Origin of the sequence: Hyphomonas sp. (assembly GCF_022844445.1) — a bacterium.
GTDB lineage: Bacteria > Pseudomonadota > Alphaproteobacteria > Caulobacterales > Hyphomonadaceae > Hyphomonas.
Genome location: NZ_JALHLS010000003.1, coordinates 140,700 through 154,645, shown reverse-complemented (window position 1 = coordinate 154,645; position 13,946 = coordinate 140,700). Strand labels below are relative to the sequence as shown.

At 62.4% G+C, this 13,946-nt stretch carries 18 protein-coding genes; 8 read left to right on the top strand and 10 right to left on the bottom strand.

The window, feature by feature from the left end; all coding sequences use genetic code 11:
* Positions 1-71: 71 nt before the first annotated feature.
* The 3 genes from grxD to Q0C17_RS05395 form a co-directional block, all read right to left on the bottom strand.
* Positions 72-407, bottom strand: coding sequence for a Grx4 family monothiol glutaredoxin (gene grxD / locus Q0C17_RS05405; protein WP_291202504.1), 336 nt, complete (start codon positions 405-407; stop codon positions 72-74).
* Positions 408-484: 77 nt separating this feature from the next.
* Positions 485-2,317: a M2 family metallopeptidase gene (locus tag Q0C17_RS05400; RefSeq protein WP_291202501.1), complete on the bottom strand. Its 1,833-nt coding sequence runs from the start codon at positions 2,315-2,317 to the stop codon at positions 485-487.
* A gap of 68 nt (positions 2,318-2,385) precedes the next feature.
* The gene (locus Q0C17_RS05395; protein WP_291202498.1) at positions 2,386-2,616 is read right to left on the bottom strand and encodes a BolA family transcriptional regulator; all 231 of its coding nucleotides are present in this window, start codon (positions 2,614-2,616) and stop codon (positions 2,386-2,388) included.
* Between the two features lie 89 nt (positions 2,617-2,705).
* On the opposite strand from Q0C17_RS05395, the gene Q0C17_RS05390 reads away from it, so the two are divergent.
* The 3 genes from Q0C17_RS05390 (at position 2,706) to Q0C17_RS05380 (ending at position 5,100) form a co-directional block, all read left to right on the top strand.
* Entirely contained in the window at positions 2,706-3,746 is a 1,041-nt protein-coding gene (locus Q0C17_RS05390; protein ID WP_291202495.1) for a M28 family peptidase, read from the top strand.
* Positions 3,743-4,252: a DUF1993 family protein gene (locus Q0C17_RS05385; protein ID WP_291202492.1), complete on the top strand. Its 510-nt coding sequence runs from the start codon at positions 3,743-3,745 to the stop codon at positions 4,250-4,252. Before Q0C17_RS05390 ends, Q0C17_RS05385 begins: the two co-directional genes overlap by 4 nt.
* Before the next feature lie 242 nt (positions 4,253-4,494).
* Entirely contained in the window at positions 4,495-5,100 is a 606-nt protein-coding gene (locus tag Q0C17_RS05380) for a porin family protein (protein ID WP_291202489.1), read from the top strand.
* Positions 5,101-5,164: 64 nt separating this feature from the next.
* Here Q0C17_RS05380 and Q0C17_RS05375 read toward each other — a convergent pair whose 3' ends face one another.
* The 5 genes from Q0C17_RS05375 to purQ form a co-directional block, all read right to left on the bottom strand.
* Complete coding sequence (locus tag Q0C17_RS05375; protein ID WP_291202486.1) at positions 5,165-5,935, bottom strand: class I SAM-dependent methyltransferase; 771 nt, start codon at positions 5,933-5,935, stop codon at positions 5,165-5,167.
* Entirely contained in the window at positions 5,935-8,193 is a 2,259-nt protein-coding gene (purL, locus tag Q0C17_RS05370; RefSeq protein WP_291202483.1) for a phosphoribosylformylglycinamidine synthase subunit PurL, read from the bottom strand. The genes Q0C17_RS05375 and purL overlap by 1 nt, the downstream gene beginning before the upstream one ends.
* Positions 8,194-8,499: 306 nt before the next feature.
* Entirely contained in the window at positions 8,500-9,504 is a 1,005-nt protein-coding gene (locus Q0C17_RS05365; protein WP_291202480.1) for an adenosine deaminase, read from the bottom strand.
* Positions 9,505-9,548: 44 nt separating this feature from the next.
* Positions 9,549-9,962: a cytochrome c gene (locus Q0C17_RS05360; RefSeq protein ID WP_291202477.1), complete on the bottom strand. Its 414-nt coding sequence runs from the start codon at positions 9,960-9,962 to the stop codon at positions 9,549-9,551.
* On the bottom strand, positions 9,959-10,627 hold the full coding sequence (gene purQ, locus Q0C17_RS05355) for a phosphoribosylformylglycinamidine synthase subunit PurQ (protein WP_291202474.1): 669 nt from the start codon (positions 10,625-10,627) through the stop codon (positions 9,959-9,961). Before purQ ends, Q0C17_RS05360 begins: the two co-directional genes overlap by 4 nt.
* 168 nt (positions 10,628-10,795) lie before the next feature.
* Here purQ and Q0C17_RS05350 point away from each other — a divergent pair, with 168 nt between their 5' ends.
* On the top strand, positions 10,796-10,948 hold the full coding sequence (locus tag Q0C17_RS05350; protein ID WP_291202471.1) for an entericidin A/B family lipoprotein: 153 nt from the start codon (positions 10,796-10,798) through the stop codon (positions 10,946-10,948).
* Positions 10,949-11,006: 58 nt separating this feature from the next.
* On the opposite strand, the gene Q0C17_RS05345 is transcribed toward Q0C17_RS05350, so the two are convergent.
* The gene (locus Q0C17_RS05345) at positions 11,007-11,351 is read right to left on the bottom strand and encodes a DMT family protein (RefSeq protein ID WP_291202468.1); all 345 of its coding nucleotides are present in this window, start codon (positions 11,349-11,351) and stop codon (positions 11,007-11,009) included.
* A 104-nt stretch (positions 11,352-11,455) separates the two neighbouring features.
* On the opposite strand from Q0C17_RS05345, the gene Q0C17_RS05340 reads away from it, so the two are divergent.
* On the top strand, positions 11,456-11,641 hold the full coding sequence (locus Q0C17_RS05340; RefSeq protein ID WP_291202465.1) for an entericidin A/B family lipoprotein: 186 nt from the start codon (positions 11,456-11,458) through the stop codon (positions 11,639-11,641).
* A 9-nt stretch (positions 11,642-11,650) separates the two neighbouring features.
* Here the strand turns inward: Q0C17_RS05340 and Q0C17_RS05335 are convergent, their stop codons facing one another.
* Positions 11,651-12,427 (bottom strand): exodeoxyribonuclease III, encoded by a 777-nt coding sequence (locus Q0C17_RS05335; protein WP_291202462.1) that lies wholly within the window; start codon positions 12,425-12,427, stop codon positions 11,651-11,653.
* An 81-nt stretch (positions 12,428-12,508) separates the two neighbouring features.
* On the opposite strand from Q0C17_RS05335, the gene tatA reads away from it, so the two are divergent.
* The 3 genes from tatA to tatC are packed head-to-tail and all read left to right on the top strand — an operon-like array spanning position 12,509 to position 13,931.
* Positions 12,509-12,712 carry a twin-arginine translocase TatA/TatE family subunit gene (tatA, locus tag Q0C17_RS05330; protein WP_291202460.1) on the top strand — a complete coding sequence of 68 codons (204 nt, stop codon included), beginning with the start codon at positions 12,509-12,511 and terminating at the stop codon, positions 12,710-12,712.
* Between the two features lie 26 nt (positions 12,713-12,738).
* A complete protein-coding gene (gene tatB / locus Q0C17_RS05325) occupies positions 12,739-13,107 on the top strand; it encodes a Sec-independent protein translocase protein TatB (protein WP_291202457.1) in 369 nt (122 codons plus the stop codon).
* Positions 13,104-13,931, top strand: coding sequence for a twin-arginine translocase subunit TatC (gene tatC / locus Q0C17_RS05320; protein ID WP_291202455.1), 828 nt, complete (start codon positions 13,104-13,106; stop codon positions 13,929-13,931). The genes tatB and tatC overlap by 4 nt, the downstream gene beginning before the upstream one ends.
* Positions 13,932-13,946 lie beyond the last annotated feature (15 nt).

Here is a 13,946-nt window from a genome sequence, read left to right as displayed (position 1 = left end):
AGAGGCGCAGTTTTCCGGAGAACCGGATCAGGGGGGCCGGACGAATTTCGGCCCGACAGCCGGCGAGCGGCCTATTCGGCCAGTTCGATGCCCTTCTCGGCGAGTAGGTCTTTCAACTCGCCGTTCTCGAACATCTCTTTGACGATGTCGCAGCCGCCGATGAATTCGCCCTTCACGTAAAGCTGGGGAATGGTGGGCCAGTTGGTGTACTGCTTGATGCCGTCGCGCACGGCGGCGTTCTCGAGCACGTTGGTGGAGACGTATTCGACGCCCAGATAGTCAAGGATCTGCACCACGGTGGACGAGAACCCGCACTGCGGGAAGGTCGGCGTGCCCTTCATGAACAGGACAACGTCATTGCTTTTGACGGCCTTGTCGATGGCGTCGAGGGTGGCCTGGTCAGTCATGGCAGATCTCCGGATTTGCCTGTCATGTGAGATGGGCGCCGGGCGGCGTCAAGGTTTGGACGCCGCCCGGGCCGCATTTACCATCCGCAGGTCTGACCTGCGTTCTGCTCTTTGAGGTAGCCCATCAGCGGGTCGAAATACTCAATGATGGCGCTGCCATCCATTTCGCGGGTGCCGGTGAACTTTTCCAGCGTATCCGGCCAGGGCTGCGAGTTGCCGGCTTTCAGCATCTCGTTGAATCGGGCGCCGACTTCCTTGTTCCCGTAGATCGAGCAGCGGTGCAGCGGGCCTTCCCAGCCGGCCTGCTCACAGGCGGCCTTGTGGAACTGGAACTGCATGATGAAGCTGAGGAAGTAGCGCAGGTAAGGCGTGTTGCCGGGGATGTGGTACTTGGCGCCCGGATCGAACGCGTCGGCCGGACGGGGCCCGGGTGGCACGATGCCCTGGTTTTTCAGGCGCAGCTCCCACCAAGAGCTGTTGTAATTCTCCGGCGGCGTCTCGCCGGCGAGAACGCCCCAGCGCCAGCTGTCGACCGTAATCGCAAAGGGCAGGAAGGCGATCTTGTCGAGCGCGGTCTGCATCAGAAGGGCGGTGTCGGCATCCGGGCCCGGCATGTCGGCATCGGTGATCAGGCCGATCTGCTTCAGGTATTCCGGCGTGATCGACAGAGCGACGAAATCGCCGATCGCTTCATGAAAGCCGTCATGGGCGCCGTTCTTGAACAGGAAGTCCTGATCCTTGTAGGCGCGCTGGTAGTAGTTGTGTCCAAGCTCATGATGGACGGTGTTGAAGTCCTCCGAGTTTACCTCGGTGCACATCTTGATGCGGACATCCTCTTCGTCATCGAGGTTCCAGGCGGAGGCGTGGCACTGCACTTCCTTACCTTCCGGGCGCACGATCATCGAGCGCTCCCAGAAGGTCTGGGGCAGCGGGTCGAGGCCGAGGGAGACGAAGAAGGCTTCCGCCGTCTCCACCATCTTGATCGGAGTATAGCCCTGCTGCACGAGGCGTTCCGTCAGGTCATATTTCAGCGGCGCTGTGGGCGGCTGGACGACATCGTAGATGTTCGACCATTGCTGGGCCCACATGTTCCCGAGCAGGTCTGCCCGGATCGGGCCGGTGGCGGGCTGGATGGCGTCGCCGTACTTCTGGTTCAGCTTGGTGCGCGTGTAGCAATGGAGCTCTTTGTAAAGCGGCTCCACCTGGCCCCAGAGACGGGCGACCTCGGCCTCCATGTCTTCGGGCGGCATGTCGTAGCCGGACAGCCACATCTGATCGAGGCTGGGATAACCGAGTTCGCGCGCGCCTTCATTGGCGAGCGAGACCATCGCGGCGTAGTTGTCTTTCATCGGCGGTGAGACGGTATGCCAGCCTTCCCAGACAGCCTGGGTAACCGCAGGGTTGCGCGAGGTCTCGATGATCGTGGAGGCCTCGTCGAGCGTGATCATCTTGCCCTGATACTCGAACTTTCCGGTGCCATAGGCCGCATCAAGGTCGGTGGTCAGTTTCGAGAGTTCCTCTGCGGCCCCTTCGCGCGACGGGGCTGGGATGGTGATGCCGCTGCGAAGGATACGCATTTTACGGGCAAGGTCCGGCGGCAGTATGGTGATGTCGAACTGCTTGGACTCATTGGCAAGCGAGATGACAAGCTTGGTCGCTTTCGCACCGGCATCAGCGGCGGCGGCGTTGGTCTCCGGCGTGATGTTGGTCGCCTGGTTCCAGAAGGCCTGTGCGGCCTCCTTGTTCATGGCGGCCATTTCGGTCTCAGCCCGGCCAAGAAAAACGCGGGCGGCGATGGCCGCTTCTTCCGCCGCCACCGCCGCCGGATCGGCGCGGTCCTGATGCGGGCTGCAGGATACAAGCAGAAGGCCGAGCGCAGCGGCGCTGACCGTTTTCAACAGTCTGGACATGGATTCTCCCTCCCAGGGGTTTGTCTCAGCAGACAGCGAACCGTCCGCCGCGTCAATCTGGAGAAGTCTTATGGCGCCCGCGTCTTCAGCGCGAGGGCATGCAGAGCGCCGCCCATGTGGCCCTGCAGGGCATCATAGACCAGCTGGTGCTGGCGCACCCGGGGCAGGCCTGCGAACCGGGCGCTGACAATCTCGGCCTGCCAGTGGTCATTGTCCCCGGCAAGGTCCGTCAGGGTGATCTCGGCGTCGGGGAAGCCTTCCTGAAGGTATTTCAGCAGCGTATCGTAGCTCATCGCCATGGCTAGTCTCCGGCCTCACGGTGGGGTGACTAGGCACATGCGGCGGCGCGGCCTATGGGTCAAGCATGCGCAGGCAAGAAGGCGGCGGGATGCACCGGATACACTGGAAAAAGGACATGGCCATCGGCCTGTTCGCAATGCTGGCCCTGGTGGTCGGTGTGTGGCTTTTCTGGCCCAAAGAGGCCGAACGACTGCCCGGCGTGACCTATGAGGCCATCCATGTCGATCCGGGCCCCATGCTTCACCTGGCCGAAGTGCTTTCGTCCGACGCTCTCGAAGGTCGGGGGGCGACGATGCCGGGCAATGACGCGGCGCGCGGGTTCATCCGCAAGCGGTTCGAGGATGCCGGCGTCGAGCCGTTCCTGCCGGGCGGGTGGGAACAGTCTTTCACCATCCTGCCGAAGAAGCCCGAAGAAACCGCAGGAACCGGCGTGAACCTCGTCGGCTGGGTGCCGGGCGATACGCCGAGGCAAGGGCCGGTCATTCTGGTGACGGCGCATTTCGACCATCTCGGCATCAGGGACGGCGAAATCTACAATGGGGCGGATGACAACGCCTCCGGTGCCGCGATGCTCACGGCGCTGGCGGAGTACTTCGTCAAGCGCCGTCCAAAGCATGACATCCTCTTTGTCGCACTCGATGCCGAGGAGATCGGCCTTCTGGGCGCCCGCGCGCTGGCTTTTGATCCCGAGGTGCCGATGGACCGCGTCGCGCTCAACATCAACCTCGACATGGTTGGCCGTTCCGAAGTCGGCGAACTCTATGCGGCTGGCACGTATCACACGCCTGCGCTGTCAGAGCTGGTCACCGAGATTGCGAAGAGTTCACCCGTTACCCTGTTGCAGGGCCATGACCGGCCGGAGGAGGGCCCGAATGACTGGACGCTCCAGTCCGATCATGGCGTGTTCCATCAAGCGGGTATCCCGTTCCTGTACTTCGGCGTCGAGGATCATCCAGGCTATCACCACCCGTCAGACGATTTCGAAGCGTTGACGCTGGACTTCTATGTGCGAGCGGCTGACACGCTGGTGAGCATTATCAATGCGGCAGACGCAAGCCTGCCGGAAATCTTCGCAGCGCGCCGTGCGCCTGCGCCGCCCCCCTCTCAAACAGAAGGAACGCCTGAATGACCACTACGGTCTCCTATCTTCTCAAATCGTCCACCAACCAGACTCTCGGCGCCCTTAAGGGCATTCTCGCCAAAGGTGAGGCCTATGTCGGCGCCATCAAGTGCGAGGAAGCGGCCGTGCTTGCGCAGAGGCTCTATCCGGACATGTTCGCGCTGCCGCGGCAGGTACAGATTGCGTGCGACACGGCGGCGCGCGGCGCGGCGCGGCTCGCCGGCCTGGACATGCCGAGCTTTCCGGACACGGAACAAACCTTCGCGGAACTGATTGCGCGCTGCCAAAAGGCGATTGATTACGTGAACGCCATAGACGACGCAAAGATCGACGCGACCGCCAAGACGGTGCTGCAGATCCCGATGGGGCAGGCCACCATGCCGATGACCGGTGAGCAATACCTGCAGAGCTTCATCCTGACGAACCTGCACTTCCATGCAGCGATGGCCTATGGCCTCCTGCGGACGCAAGGCGTGCAGATCGGCAAACGAGACTATCTCGTGCCGGCAAAATAAAAATTTCGCAATGATCCGCCAGCGGATCAACATTTATGCGTGCGGCAGGCCGAAAGGCCTGCCGCAACTGCATTTACCGCACGCGGCCGATTGCGAGAGGTAGCCTGCACTGTGTTGATTGGGCAACAGGTGCCGCCCGCTGTCAGGGGGCTGCGGAACCATGCCCCGGCGCGCCCGTTCTCCGCTTGTCTCGCCCGAATGGCAGGCACTGATTTTCAGTAGCGTTCCTCAAAGGAGAACCCATGTTCCGATCCATCCTTCTCGCAACCGCTGCGGCGGGCCTTGCAACTGTTGCCTATGCGCAGGACTCCGGCCTCTATCTGGAAGGCGGCTACCAGTATCTCGACGTGAAACCGGACGGCGCTGAAAGCGGCGTTGACACCAACGGCATCGCGGCCCGCGCCGGCTGGACGTTCAACCCCAACTTCAGCATCGAAGCCGAACTCGCCACCGGCATCGAAGACGGCGATTTCGACTTCAACACCGATGAAGATGAATTCAACTTCGATGACAACAATGATGGCGACCTCAGCGATGTGATCGCCGCATCCGGCGATCTCGGGCTGAACTATCTTGTCGGTGCCTATGGCAAGGTAGCCCTTCCGCTCACTGAGCGCCTCGGCGCTTATGCGCGTGCGGGTTATGCCTATATCGACCTTGATGCCTCGCTGCAGACCCCCGGCGGCCTGGATATCAGTGTTGAGGATTCCGCAGACGGCCCGGCATTCGGCGCTGGCATGCAGTACGGCCTGACCGACAATCTCTACCTCAAGGGTGATTACACCTACTACTCGTTTGACAGCACCGACACGAGCGGTGTGATGCTCGGTATCGGGTTCAAGTACTGATCCGTACCCGGACTTGAGCCTGCAAAGGCGCCCTTTCCTGCTTGCGGGAAAGGGCGCTTTACGTTCAGGTATCAGAGATGACGAGGTAAAGTGAGCCGAAAAAGATTGGCTGGCTGCGCAACGTGCCGTGCCTGCGGTCCCATTCACCGTTGACAAGCGCGGCCTGCAAGGCGCCGATGTACTGGGCGGCGACCGTGGGCGCAACGAAGCTCCAGGCTGAGCAGGAGAGGCGCGCCTTTTCGTCCAGGAACATTTCCGGCCGGCCATAATAGGCTTCGTTGAAGCCGTCGCGGCAGTCGAGAGGGATTGGCACCGCCATGGATTCGGCAGGCCTGCCGAGACCGGCGCGTATTCTGTCGAACGTGGGATAGCGGCGGGCCTCTGCAGCCAGGACGGCCGGCGCATAGTCGTTCAGCCAGAAATCCTGCACCTGGGCGGGATCACAGGTGAGGATTACGACAGGTCCGCGGGCGACCCGGCGCATTTCAGCGAGACCTGCCTCGAGATCCGGCCACTGGTGGATGGTGAAGGTCGCCATCACGGCGTCGAACGATTTGTCGGCGAACGGAAGGCGTTCGGCGACGCCATCGATGGCTTCCGGAAGATCGGCGGGGCGCTGTGCGCGCATGGACGCTGAAGGCTCCAGCGCCGTGACAGCGCGGTCACGCGGCTCGTAGGATCCGGCGCCCGCGCCAACGTTCAGGACGGTATTCGAATCCCGGAGGGCGCCGCGGATCATAGCCTCGATGGCAGGCTCGGGTTGGCGGTAGGCAGAATAGTTGCGACCGATCTCGCCATAGTTGGCATCGCCCGCACTGCCGTCCGGTTTCCGCATCAAACCGCGTTCATGTAGCCCGGCATCCAGCCTTCGTGTGCGGCGCGCAGGTCGGCGAGCTTCACGGCAAACTCCGGTGCGGCCTTGCCCCAGCCGGTTTCCAGCACGACCGCGTCTCCGCCGAATACGCCGAGGCGGCCCGGCATGAAGCCCTTGGAATCCCATTTGCGCAGCTGCGCTTCGCTTACGGCGACCAGATAGAGCGCCGAGGCCTCACCGAACAGACAGGCTTCGTCGCGCTTGTCTTCCGGTTCGCGGTTGCCGACGAGGCGCACGCCGATGCCGGACGCGAGCGCCATCTCGGCTGCGGCGCAGGCGATGCCGCCGTCGCTGCAGTCATGGACCGCATTGACGAGTCCGGCATTGATCAGGCTGCGGATAAAGCCGCCATTCTTCTTTTCGGCTTCGAGGTCGACGGGGGGCGGCGGGCCGAGGTCTTCGCCTTTGAGGCCGAGCCAGGTGCGCGCATACAGCGACGCACCGAGATGCCCGGGCGCTTCGCCGAGCAGGACCAGCGCGTCGCCGTCCTGCGCGCCTTTCAGCGTCGCGGTTTTCGAGAGGTCATCGATCAGTCCGACGCCGCCGACCACGGGCGTTGGCGGGATCGCCTTGCCGTCAGTTTCGTTATACAGCGACACGTTGCCGGAGACGACCGGGAAATCGAGCGCGCGGCAGGCCTCGGCCATGCCTTCGATGGACTTCACGATATAGCCCATTGTCGCGGGCTTTTCCGGGTTGCCGAAGTTCAGGTTGTCTGTGATGGCGATCGGCAATGCGCCAACGGCGGAGAGGTTTCGGTAGGCCTCGGCGACGACCTGCTTGCCGCCTTCATAGGGGTCGGCAGCTACGTAGTGCGGGTTGCAGTCCGAGCAGATGGCGAGGGCTTTGTTCGTGCCGTGCACGCGCACTATGGCCGCATCGCCGCCGGATTGCGAAGAGTCCAGGGTGTCGCCCATCACGTGCCGGTCATACTGCTCCCAGACCCAGCGCTTGGAAGCCATGTCAGGCGTCGACATCAGCTTTACCAGCACGGCGCCGTAATCCTTCGGTTCCGGATACTTGGTGATGTCGAAGTCGGGGCGCTTCTTGGGCTCCGTCCACGGACGGTCATAGTTCGGCGCGTCCTCGCCGAGTGGGGCGACAGGGATGTCGCAGACGACCTGGCCGAACTGCTTGAGCACGAGTCGGCCCGTGGTTGTCGTCACGCCGATCACTTCGGCGTCGAGGTCCCATTTGTCGAAGATCTTCTTGGCCACGCCTTCTTTACCAGGCTTGAGGATCATCAGCATGCGTTCCTGGCTCTCGGACAGCATGATTTCATAGGCGGTCATACCGGTCTCGCGCTGGGGCACGGCGTCGAGATTCATCTCGATACCGACGCCGCCCTTGTCGGCCATCTCGACCGAAGACGACGTGAGGCCAGCGGCGCCCATGTCCTGGATGGACTGGATCGCATCAGTCGCCATCAGTTCCAGGCATGCCTCGATCAGCAGCTTTTCCGTGAACGGATCCCCGACCTGAACGGTCGGACGGTTGTCCTCCTCGCCTTCGGTGAACTCGGCCGAGGCCATTGTGGCGCCATGAATGCCGTCGCGGCCTGTCTTGGAGCCGACATAGAGGATCGGCAGGCCGGGCAGGGCGCCGCGCGCATAAAAGATCTTGTCCTGGTCTGCGAGGCCGACGGCCATCGCATTGACGAGGATGTTTCCGTTATAACCTTCGTCGAACTGGGTCTCGCCCGCCACGGTTGGCACGCCGACGCAGTTGCCATAGCCGCCAATGCCGGCGACGACGCCGGACACGAGCTGGCGCGTCTTCGGATGGCTGGGGTCGCCGAAACGCAGCGCGTTGACCAACGCCACGGGCCGGGCGCCCATTGTGAACACGTCGCGCAGGATGCCGCCCACACCGGTCGCCGCGCCCTGATAGGGCTCGATATAAGAAGGGTGGTTGTGGCTCTCCATCTTGAAGATCGCAGCCTGGCCGTCGCCAATGTCTATGACGCCAGCATTCTCGCCCGGCCCCTGGATCACACGTGCACCCTTGGTCGGGAACTTCGCGAGGTGGCGGCGGGACGACTTGTAGGAGCAGTGCTCAGACCACATCACCGAATAGATGCCGAGTTCGACAAGGTTTGGTTTGCGGCCGAGGCGTGAGACCAGCCGCTCCCACTCGTCGGCCTTGATGCCATGTTCGACTCCGGCAGCAGCGTCCTGCTCGGCGGTAAGGTGGGCGAGAATGGTCTGTTTGTCGGTCATCGCTGCGCTTTAGCCGCTCTTTCCGCGAGTCGAAAGGGGAGAGTGCGCCCCCAGCCAACTTGGGCTTCGCAGGGGCCATTCTACGGCGCGTGCAACCGCAGGTGCAGGCCGGCGTCGGCCTGTTGTGCAATCCGCTGCACAGGAGCCCATCGACGCCTCATCTCACCCTCGCACTGCTGCTCGCCGAGCCTATGGCTTACGGGGGCACTGAAGCCCCTTGCAACCCGGTGCCTTGGGCCCCGGCCCAGCAAGCCGCCGCCAGAACAGCTAAACGGCAAGTGATCCGGCAGCCGCGCCCTTCCTATCTCAAGAAACAGCCGCCTCGACGGCGGCGCGGTGTTTCGCCTTCGCCGCGTCCGGCAGGAAGCTCGCGGTGAAGCTGTTGCGGGCGAGCTGTATCACCTGAGCGTCCGAGAGACCGAGGGCGTCTGCTGCTTTCTCGTAATTGCGTCCGATATAACCGCCAAAATAGGCAGGATCATCGGAGTTCACCGTAACCATCAAGCCCGCCTCAAGCTGCGCCTTCACGGGGCTGTCCTTCAAGTCCTTGATCACGCACAGAGACAGGTTTGACAGCGGGCAATTGGTCAGCGGTGTCTGCGTGTCCTTGAGGATCTGAATGAGGGCGGCGTCTTCCATCGAACGGTTGCCATGGTCGATGCGGTCGACGCCGATTTCGATCAGCGCCTGGCGGACGTATTCCGGGGGGCCTTCCTCGCCGGCGTGCATGCACAGCTTGAAGCCTATGTCGCGGCAGCGCTTGTAGAGCCGCTCAAACTTCAACGGCGGGTGGCCCATCTCTGAGGAGTCGAGGCCGACGCCGACGAACCTGTCATGCCAGCCGTCGGATTCCCTGAGCAGTGCGAAGCCGTCTTCTTCTGACAGGTGGCGCAGAAAGCTCATGATCAGGTAACTGGTGACGCCCAGTTCTTTTTCTCCGCGCTTCAGCGCCGCCAAGATACCCTCTGTCACCACGCCGAACGGGACGCCGCGCCCGGTGTGCGCCTGCGGGTCGAAGAACATCTCGACGTGGCGCACGTTATCCGAAGCGGCGCGCTGCAGGTAGGCCCAGGTGAGGTCGTGGAAGTCTTCTTCCGTGCGCAGCACCTGCATGCCCTCATAATAGAGATCCAGGAATTCCTGCAGGTTCGAGAAGTTATAGGCGGCCTTCGCCTCGGCGAGCGTCTTGAAGCGCAGGTCGATCCTGTTGCGTGCGGCGAGCTGCATCATCAGCTCGGGCTCGAAGCTGCCTTCGATATGAAGATGGAGTTCGGCCTTGGGCAGGCGGTGGATGAGGTCTGTGTGGGTCATGACTCAAGGCGTAACCGAAGGCTCGGTGAGCGTCCAGAACGGCCTTACTCGGGTGTGCTCGTCTGCACGGATTTCAGGTAGGCGACGAGACCAGCGGCGTCGATTTGTTCAAACTGCCAGTCAGGCATATCCGGGTGATCGCTGATCGTGCCGGCCGCAAAACGCGCATCCAGCGTGTCGAGGTCAATGGTCCGGTTCAGCAGGCGAAGCGCAGGCGCGTCCGGATGCGGACTTTCATCCGCCGCGCCGATCGCGTGGCAGCCGGCGCACGCGGTTTCAGCAATGGCCTGACCCCGGCCGACGCGTTCGTCCTGTTCGGAGATAATGATGTCTTCGGCAGTTTGAGGCGTCTCGAGCGGAGCTGCAGGTTCGGGCGGGGCGCTGTCGGAAACTCTGGAGCAGGCGGGCAGCACGAGCGCCGCAAGTAGGAAGAGGAGGGCAGGGGCCTGATTGTTCACGCCGCTGCCATGAGGCTGTCAAACAGGCGAACGCCGTCGCTGCCGCACTCGGCGCCGCCCATGGCGCGTTCGGGGTGGGGCATCATGCCGAGCACGCGGCCGTTCTCAGAAAGGACGCCCGCGATATCGCGTGCAGCGCCGTTCGGATTTTCGCCCCGCGCATAGCGGAAGGCGACGCGGCCATCGCCTTCGAGCCGGTCGAGCATGGCGCCGTCAGCGTAGTAGTTGCCCTCGGCATGGGCAATTGGAATGATGATTTCGCTGCCACCGGTATACCCGCTGGTGAAGGCGGTGTTTGCCGTCTCTACTTTCAGCTTCTGCGGCTTGCAGACAAAGTGCAGCGAGGCATTGCGTACCAGGGCGCCTGGCAGGAGGCCGGTTTCGGTTAGGATCTGGAAGCCGTTGCAGACGCCAAGCACATAACCGCCGCGTTCGGCGTGCGCTTTCAGTTGCGAGATGATCGGCGAATTGCCGGCCATGGCACCGCATCGCAAGTAGTCGCCGTAGGAGAAGCCGCCGGGAACCATCACCAGGTCGGTGCCCTCCGGAATCACCCCGTCTTTGTGCCAGACCATGGCCGGCGCCTTGCCGGTGGCCTTGAGCAATGCGTCATGCGCATCACGGTCACAGTTCGAGCCCGGAAAGACAATCACAGCTGTTTTCATGGCCGCTCCTTAGCAGGGAGTCGCAGGCCTTGAAAACGGGGGAATGCGCCCGGGCGCACTGAGACATTTCCGCCACACCGGCGCCGGGATCAGCCTGTCCCCGTCTTGCCCTGCGACGGGCGCGGCCTCATTCTTTGACCATCAACAACCTTGCGGGAGACTGATTCAATGAAAAAATTCGTAGCTGCCTTGTTTGCCATTGCCCTGATCCCGGCAGTCACAGCCTGCAACACGATCGAAGGCATGGGCAAGGATGTGAAGGCCGGCGGCCAGGCTGTCGAAGAAACTGCTGCCGAAGTCAAAGAAGACATCACCAAGTAACTGGCGACTTCGCAGCGCACAGCCGGCGGGGTCCTCACAGGCCCCGCCGGTTCGCGTTTCAGGTCTTGCCCTGGAAGATGAACCAGGCGCCCAGCGCAATCAGGCCGAAGCCGATGGCATGGTTCCAGCCGAGAGGCTCCTTCAGGACCCAGACGGAGAAGCCCGCGAAAACAACCAGCGTGATGACTTCCTGGATCGTTTTGAGTTCGGCGGCCGAGTAAACCGAATGGCCCCAGCGGTTTGCTGGAACAGCAAGGCAATACTCAAAAAAGGCGATGCCCCAGCTGACGAAAATCACCAGCAACAGGGGCGCCGCCTTGAACTTCAGGTGGCCATACCAGGCCAGCGTCATGAACAGGTTGGAGATCGACAGAAGGACGATTGGCAGAATGTACGGGGGCATCCGGTCTCCGGGAAAGGCTGGCGCTTGACCTGGGGCGAGTCGGTTGGACGTCGTGACCCCCGGCAAGCGTATTTCGGCCAGGCGCGCCGTCAAAGGAGATTAGAATGATCAGGAAGATGAAATCTGCCGGCCCGGCGATTGCCGCACTCGTTGTGCTGGCCGGCTGCCATACCATTGCCGGGATTGGCAAAGACCTGCAGGCTGGCGGCGACGCGATCAGTCAGGCCTCGCGAGACGTCCGAAGCGAGTTGGCCGGTGACACCCCGGTTGCGCGCGCGTCAAACGACTAGGCTGGCGCCTCAGTCTTCGAACGTCGCAATCACGGGCACATGGTCCGAGGGCTTCTCCAGCGCGCGGGCCTTTCGGAATACTTCGATGGCTTTCAACCTGTCCGCCATCCGGGGGCAGGCGAGGATGTGGTCGATGCGGATGCCGTGATCCTTCTGGAAGGCGCCGGCCTGATAGTCCCAGAATGTGTATTGGTGGGCCCGTCCATCGCAGGCCTCGAAAGCTTCGGTCAGTCCGATATGTTTCAGGCGGCGGAAAGCGGCGCGCGTTTCCGGCAGGCCGAGGGCGTCCGTGTTCCAGACCGTGTCGTCCCAGCAGTCATCCGGCCCGGGAATGCAGTTAAAGTCGCCGCAGAGGACAAAGGGCTGTTCGGTGCGGAGCAGGCTGCGGGCCTGCAGTTCCAGGGCCTCCGACCATTCCAGCTTGTAGTCGTATTTCTCGCCCGGCGCCGGGTTGCCGTTCGGCACATAGAGGCCCGCTACCCGGACGGGGCGGGGGCTGAGGACCGTCGCTTCGATGTACCGGGCCTGATCGTCCTTGAGAGTCCTCATCTCCTTCGAGATGTCCTCCAGGGGGAATTTCGAAAGGATTGCGACCCCGTTATAGGTCTTCTGGCCGTGGACGGCGCAGTTCCACCCCTGTTCCTCGATCTCGAGATAGGGGAAAGCGCCGGTCTCGCACTTCAGTTCCTGTAGGCAAACGACGTCCGCCGCGATGCTGCCGAGAACGTCGAGCACGGTCGGCAACCGCGCCTTGATAGAGTTAACGTTCCAGGTCGCGATCCGCATGGCCTCCTCTTAACAGCTTCGCCCCATTGTTCCAGCCGGTCAGGGGGCCTATACTTGCCCAAATCATCAGGAGTTTCGTTCATGGCGCCCGGTTGGATGCAGATTTTGTTGGTCGCGGTTGTGGCCATCCTCCTGTTCGGGGGCCGCGGACGCATCTCCAATATCATGGGCGACATGGCCAAGGGCATCGGCGCCTTTCGCAAGGGCCTGAAGGATGAGGACGCCGCCAAGGAGGATCTCGTCAACATCACGCCGAAGAAGGACGAGACAAAGTCCTCTTCGTAAGTCACTGAACCGGAGGGCGCATCGCCATGCTGCCCGGCATCGGGTTTTCCGAGATCCTCGTACTTGGCCTTGCGGCGCTGATATTTGTCGGCCCGAAGGATCTTCCGATGCTGATGCGCAAACTCGGACAGTTCATCGGCAAGGGCCGGCGGATGGCGCGCGAATTCCAGTCAGCCTTTGAGGATATCGCCCGGCAGAGCGAACTCGACGAACTGAAAAAGGAAATCGAGGCGCTGAAGCGGTCAAACATGATGACCCAAGCGCAGGAAGACCTGGCCGCCGTGGAGGCCGACATCAACTCCGCGGTTATGCGCCAGTCCGGCGCGCCGTCCCAGCCGCCGCCCTCCGAGCCTCGACCGCCTGCACCGCAAGTCACCGGAGAGGACAAGGCGTGAATTATGTTCCCCCGTCCGACGAAAAGCCGGACATCACCGACGATGTGGAATCGAGCCGCGCGCCGCTGCTTGACCACCTCAACGAGTTGCGATCGCGGCTGATCAAGAGTCTCCTGGCGCTTTCGGTTGCAACGATCGGCTGTTTCTTCTTTGCCGAAGGTATCTACGACCTGCTGGTACGGCCCTTCGCGAGTGTGGCCGAAGAAATTCGCGGTTCGCAGCTCGAATTCATCTTCACCGCGCCAATGGAATACTTCTTCGCGCAACTACAACTGGCCATGTTTGCCGGCCTCTTCGTCGCGTTTCCCTTTATCGCCTGGCAGGTCTATGCCTTCGTAGCGCCCGGCCTCTACAAGTCCGAGCGCGGCGCTTTCTGGCCCTATCTGGTATTGGCGCCGGTCCTGTTCACTTTAGGCGCAGCGTTGGTTTATTTCCTGATGCTGCCGATGCTGGCGCGCTTCACGGTGTCTATGGAGCAAGTCGAGGCGGCCGGCACCACCATCCGGATGGTGCCACGGGTCGGCGACTATCTCTCCCTCGTCATGGCGCTGATGCTCGCCTTCGGGCTGTCGTTCCAGCTGCCGCTCGTCCTGACCCTGCTCGGCCGGATTGGCATCGTCTCGTCGCGTATGCTGGCGCGCGGACGCAGGTACGCCATCGTCGGCATTCTGGCTTTCTCAGCCGTCTTCACACCGCCGGACCCGATGTCCCAGATCCTGCTCGCTGTTCCGGTCTATCTGCTCTACGAAATCTCGATCTTTTGCGTCAAACTCAACGAAAAGCGCGTTGCAGCCGAGGACGCTGCCGCCGCCTCCGCGAATTGAGACGCGACGGCGCCT

What these genes read in the sequence shown, in the direction of transcription:
- grxD (WP_291202504.1), bottom strand. Translation starts at nt 407, where the DNA reads ATGACTGACCAGGCCACCCTCGACGCCATCGACAAGGCCGTCAAAAGC.
- Q0C17_RS05400 (WP_291202501.1), bottom strand. Translation starts at nt 2,317, where the DNA reads ATGTCCAGACTGTTGAAAACGGTCAGCGCCGCTGCGCTCGGCCTTCTG.
- Q0C17_RS05395 (WP_291202498.1), bottom strand. Translation starts at nt 2,616, where the DNA reads ATGGCGATGAGCTACGATACGCTGCTGAAATACCTTCAGGAAGGCTTC.
- Q0C17_RS05390 (WP_291202495.1), top strand. Translation starts at nt 2,706, where the DNA reads ATGCACCGGATACACTGGAAAAAGGACATGGCCATCGGCCTGTTCGCA.
- Q0C17_RS05385 (WP_291202492.1), top strand. Translation starts at nt 3,743, where the DNA reads ATGACCACTACGGTCTCCTATCTTCTCAAATCGTCCACCAACCAGACT.
- Q0C17_RS05380 (WP_291202489.1), top strand. Translation starts at nt 4,495, where the DNA reads ATGTTCCGATCCATCCTTCTCGCAACCGCTGCGGCGGGCCTTGCAACT.
- Q0C17_RS05375 (WP_291202486.1), bottom strand. Translation starts at nt 5,935, where the DNA reads ATGCGGAAACCGGACGGCAGTGCGGGCGATGCCAACTATGGCGAGATC.
- purL (WP_291202483.1), bottom strand. Translation starts at nt 8,193, where the DNA reads ATGACCGACAAACAGACCATTCTCGCCCACCTTACCGCCGAGCAGGAC.
- Q0C17_RS05365 (WP_291202480.1), bottom strand. Translation starts at nt 9,504, where the DNA reads ATGACCCACACAGACCTCATCCACCGCCTGCCCAAGGCCGAACTCCAT.
- purQ (WP_291202474.1), bottom strand. Translation starts at nt 10,627, where the DNA reads ATGAAAACAGCTGTGATTGTCTTTCCGGGCTCGAACTGTGACCGTGAT.
- Q0C17_RS05350 (WP_291202471.1), top strand. Translation starts at nt 10,796, where the DNA reads ATGAAAAAATTCGTAGCTGCCTTGTTTGCCATTGCCCTGATCCCGGCA.
- Q0C17_RS05345 (WP_291202468.1), bottom strand. Translation starts at nt 11,351, where the DNA reads ATGCCCCCGTACATTCTGCCAATCGTCCTTCTGTCGATCTCCAACCTG.
- Q0C17_RS05340 (WP_291202465.1), top strand. Translation starts at nt 11,456, where the DNA reads ATGATCAGGAAGATGAAATCTGCCGGCCCGGCGATTGCCGCACTCGTT.
- Q0C17_RS05335 (WP_291202462.1), bottom strand. Translation starts at nt 12,427, where the DNA reads ATGCGGATCGCGACCTGGAACGTTAACTCTATCAAGGCGCGGTTGCCG.
- tatA (WP_291202460.1), top strand. Translation starts at nt 12,509, where the DNA reads ATGGCGCCCGGTTGGATGCAGATTTTGTTGGTCGCGGTTGTGGCCATC.
- tatB (WP_291202457.1), top strand. Translation starts at nt 12,739, where the DNA reads ATGCTGCCCGGCATCGGGTTTTCCGAGATCCTCGTACTTGGCCTTGCG.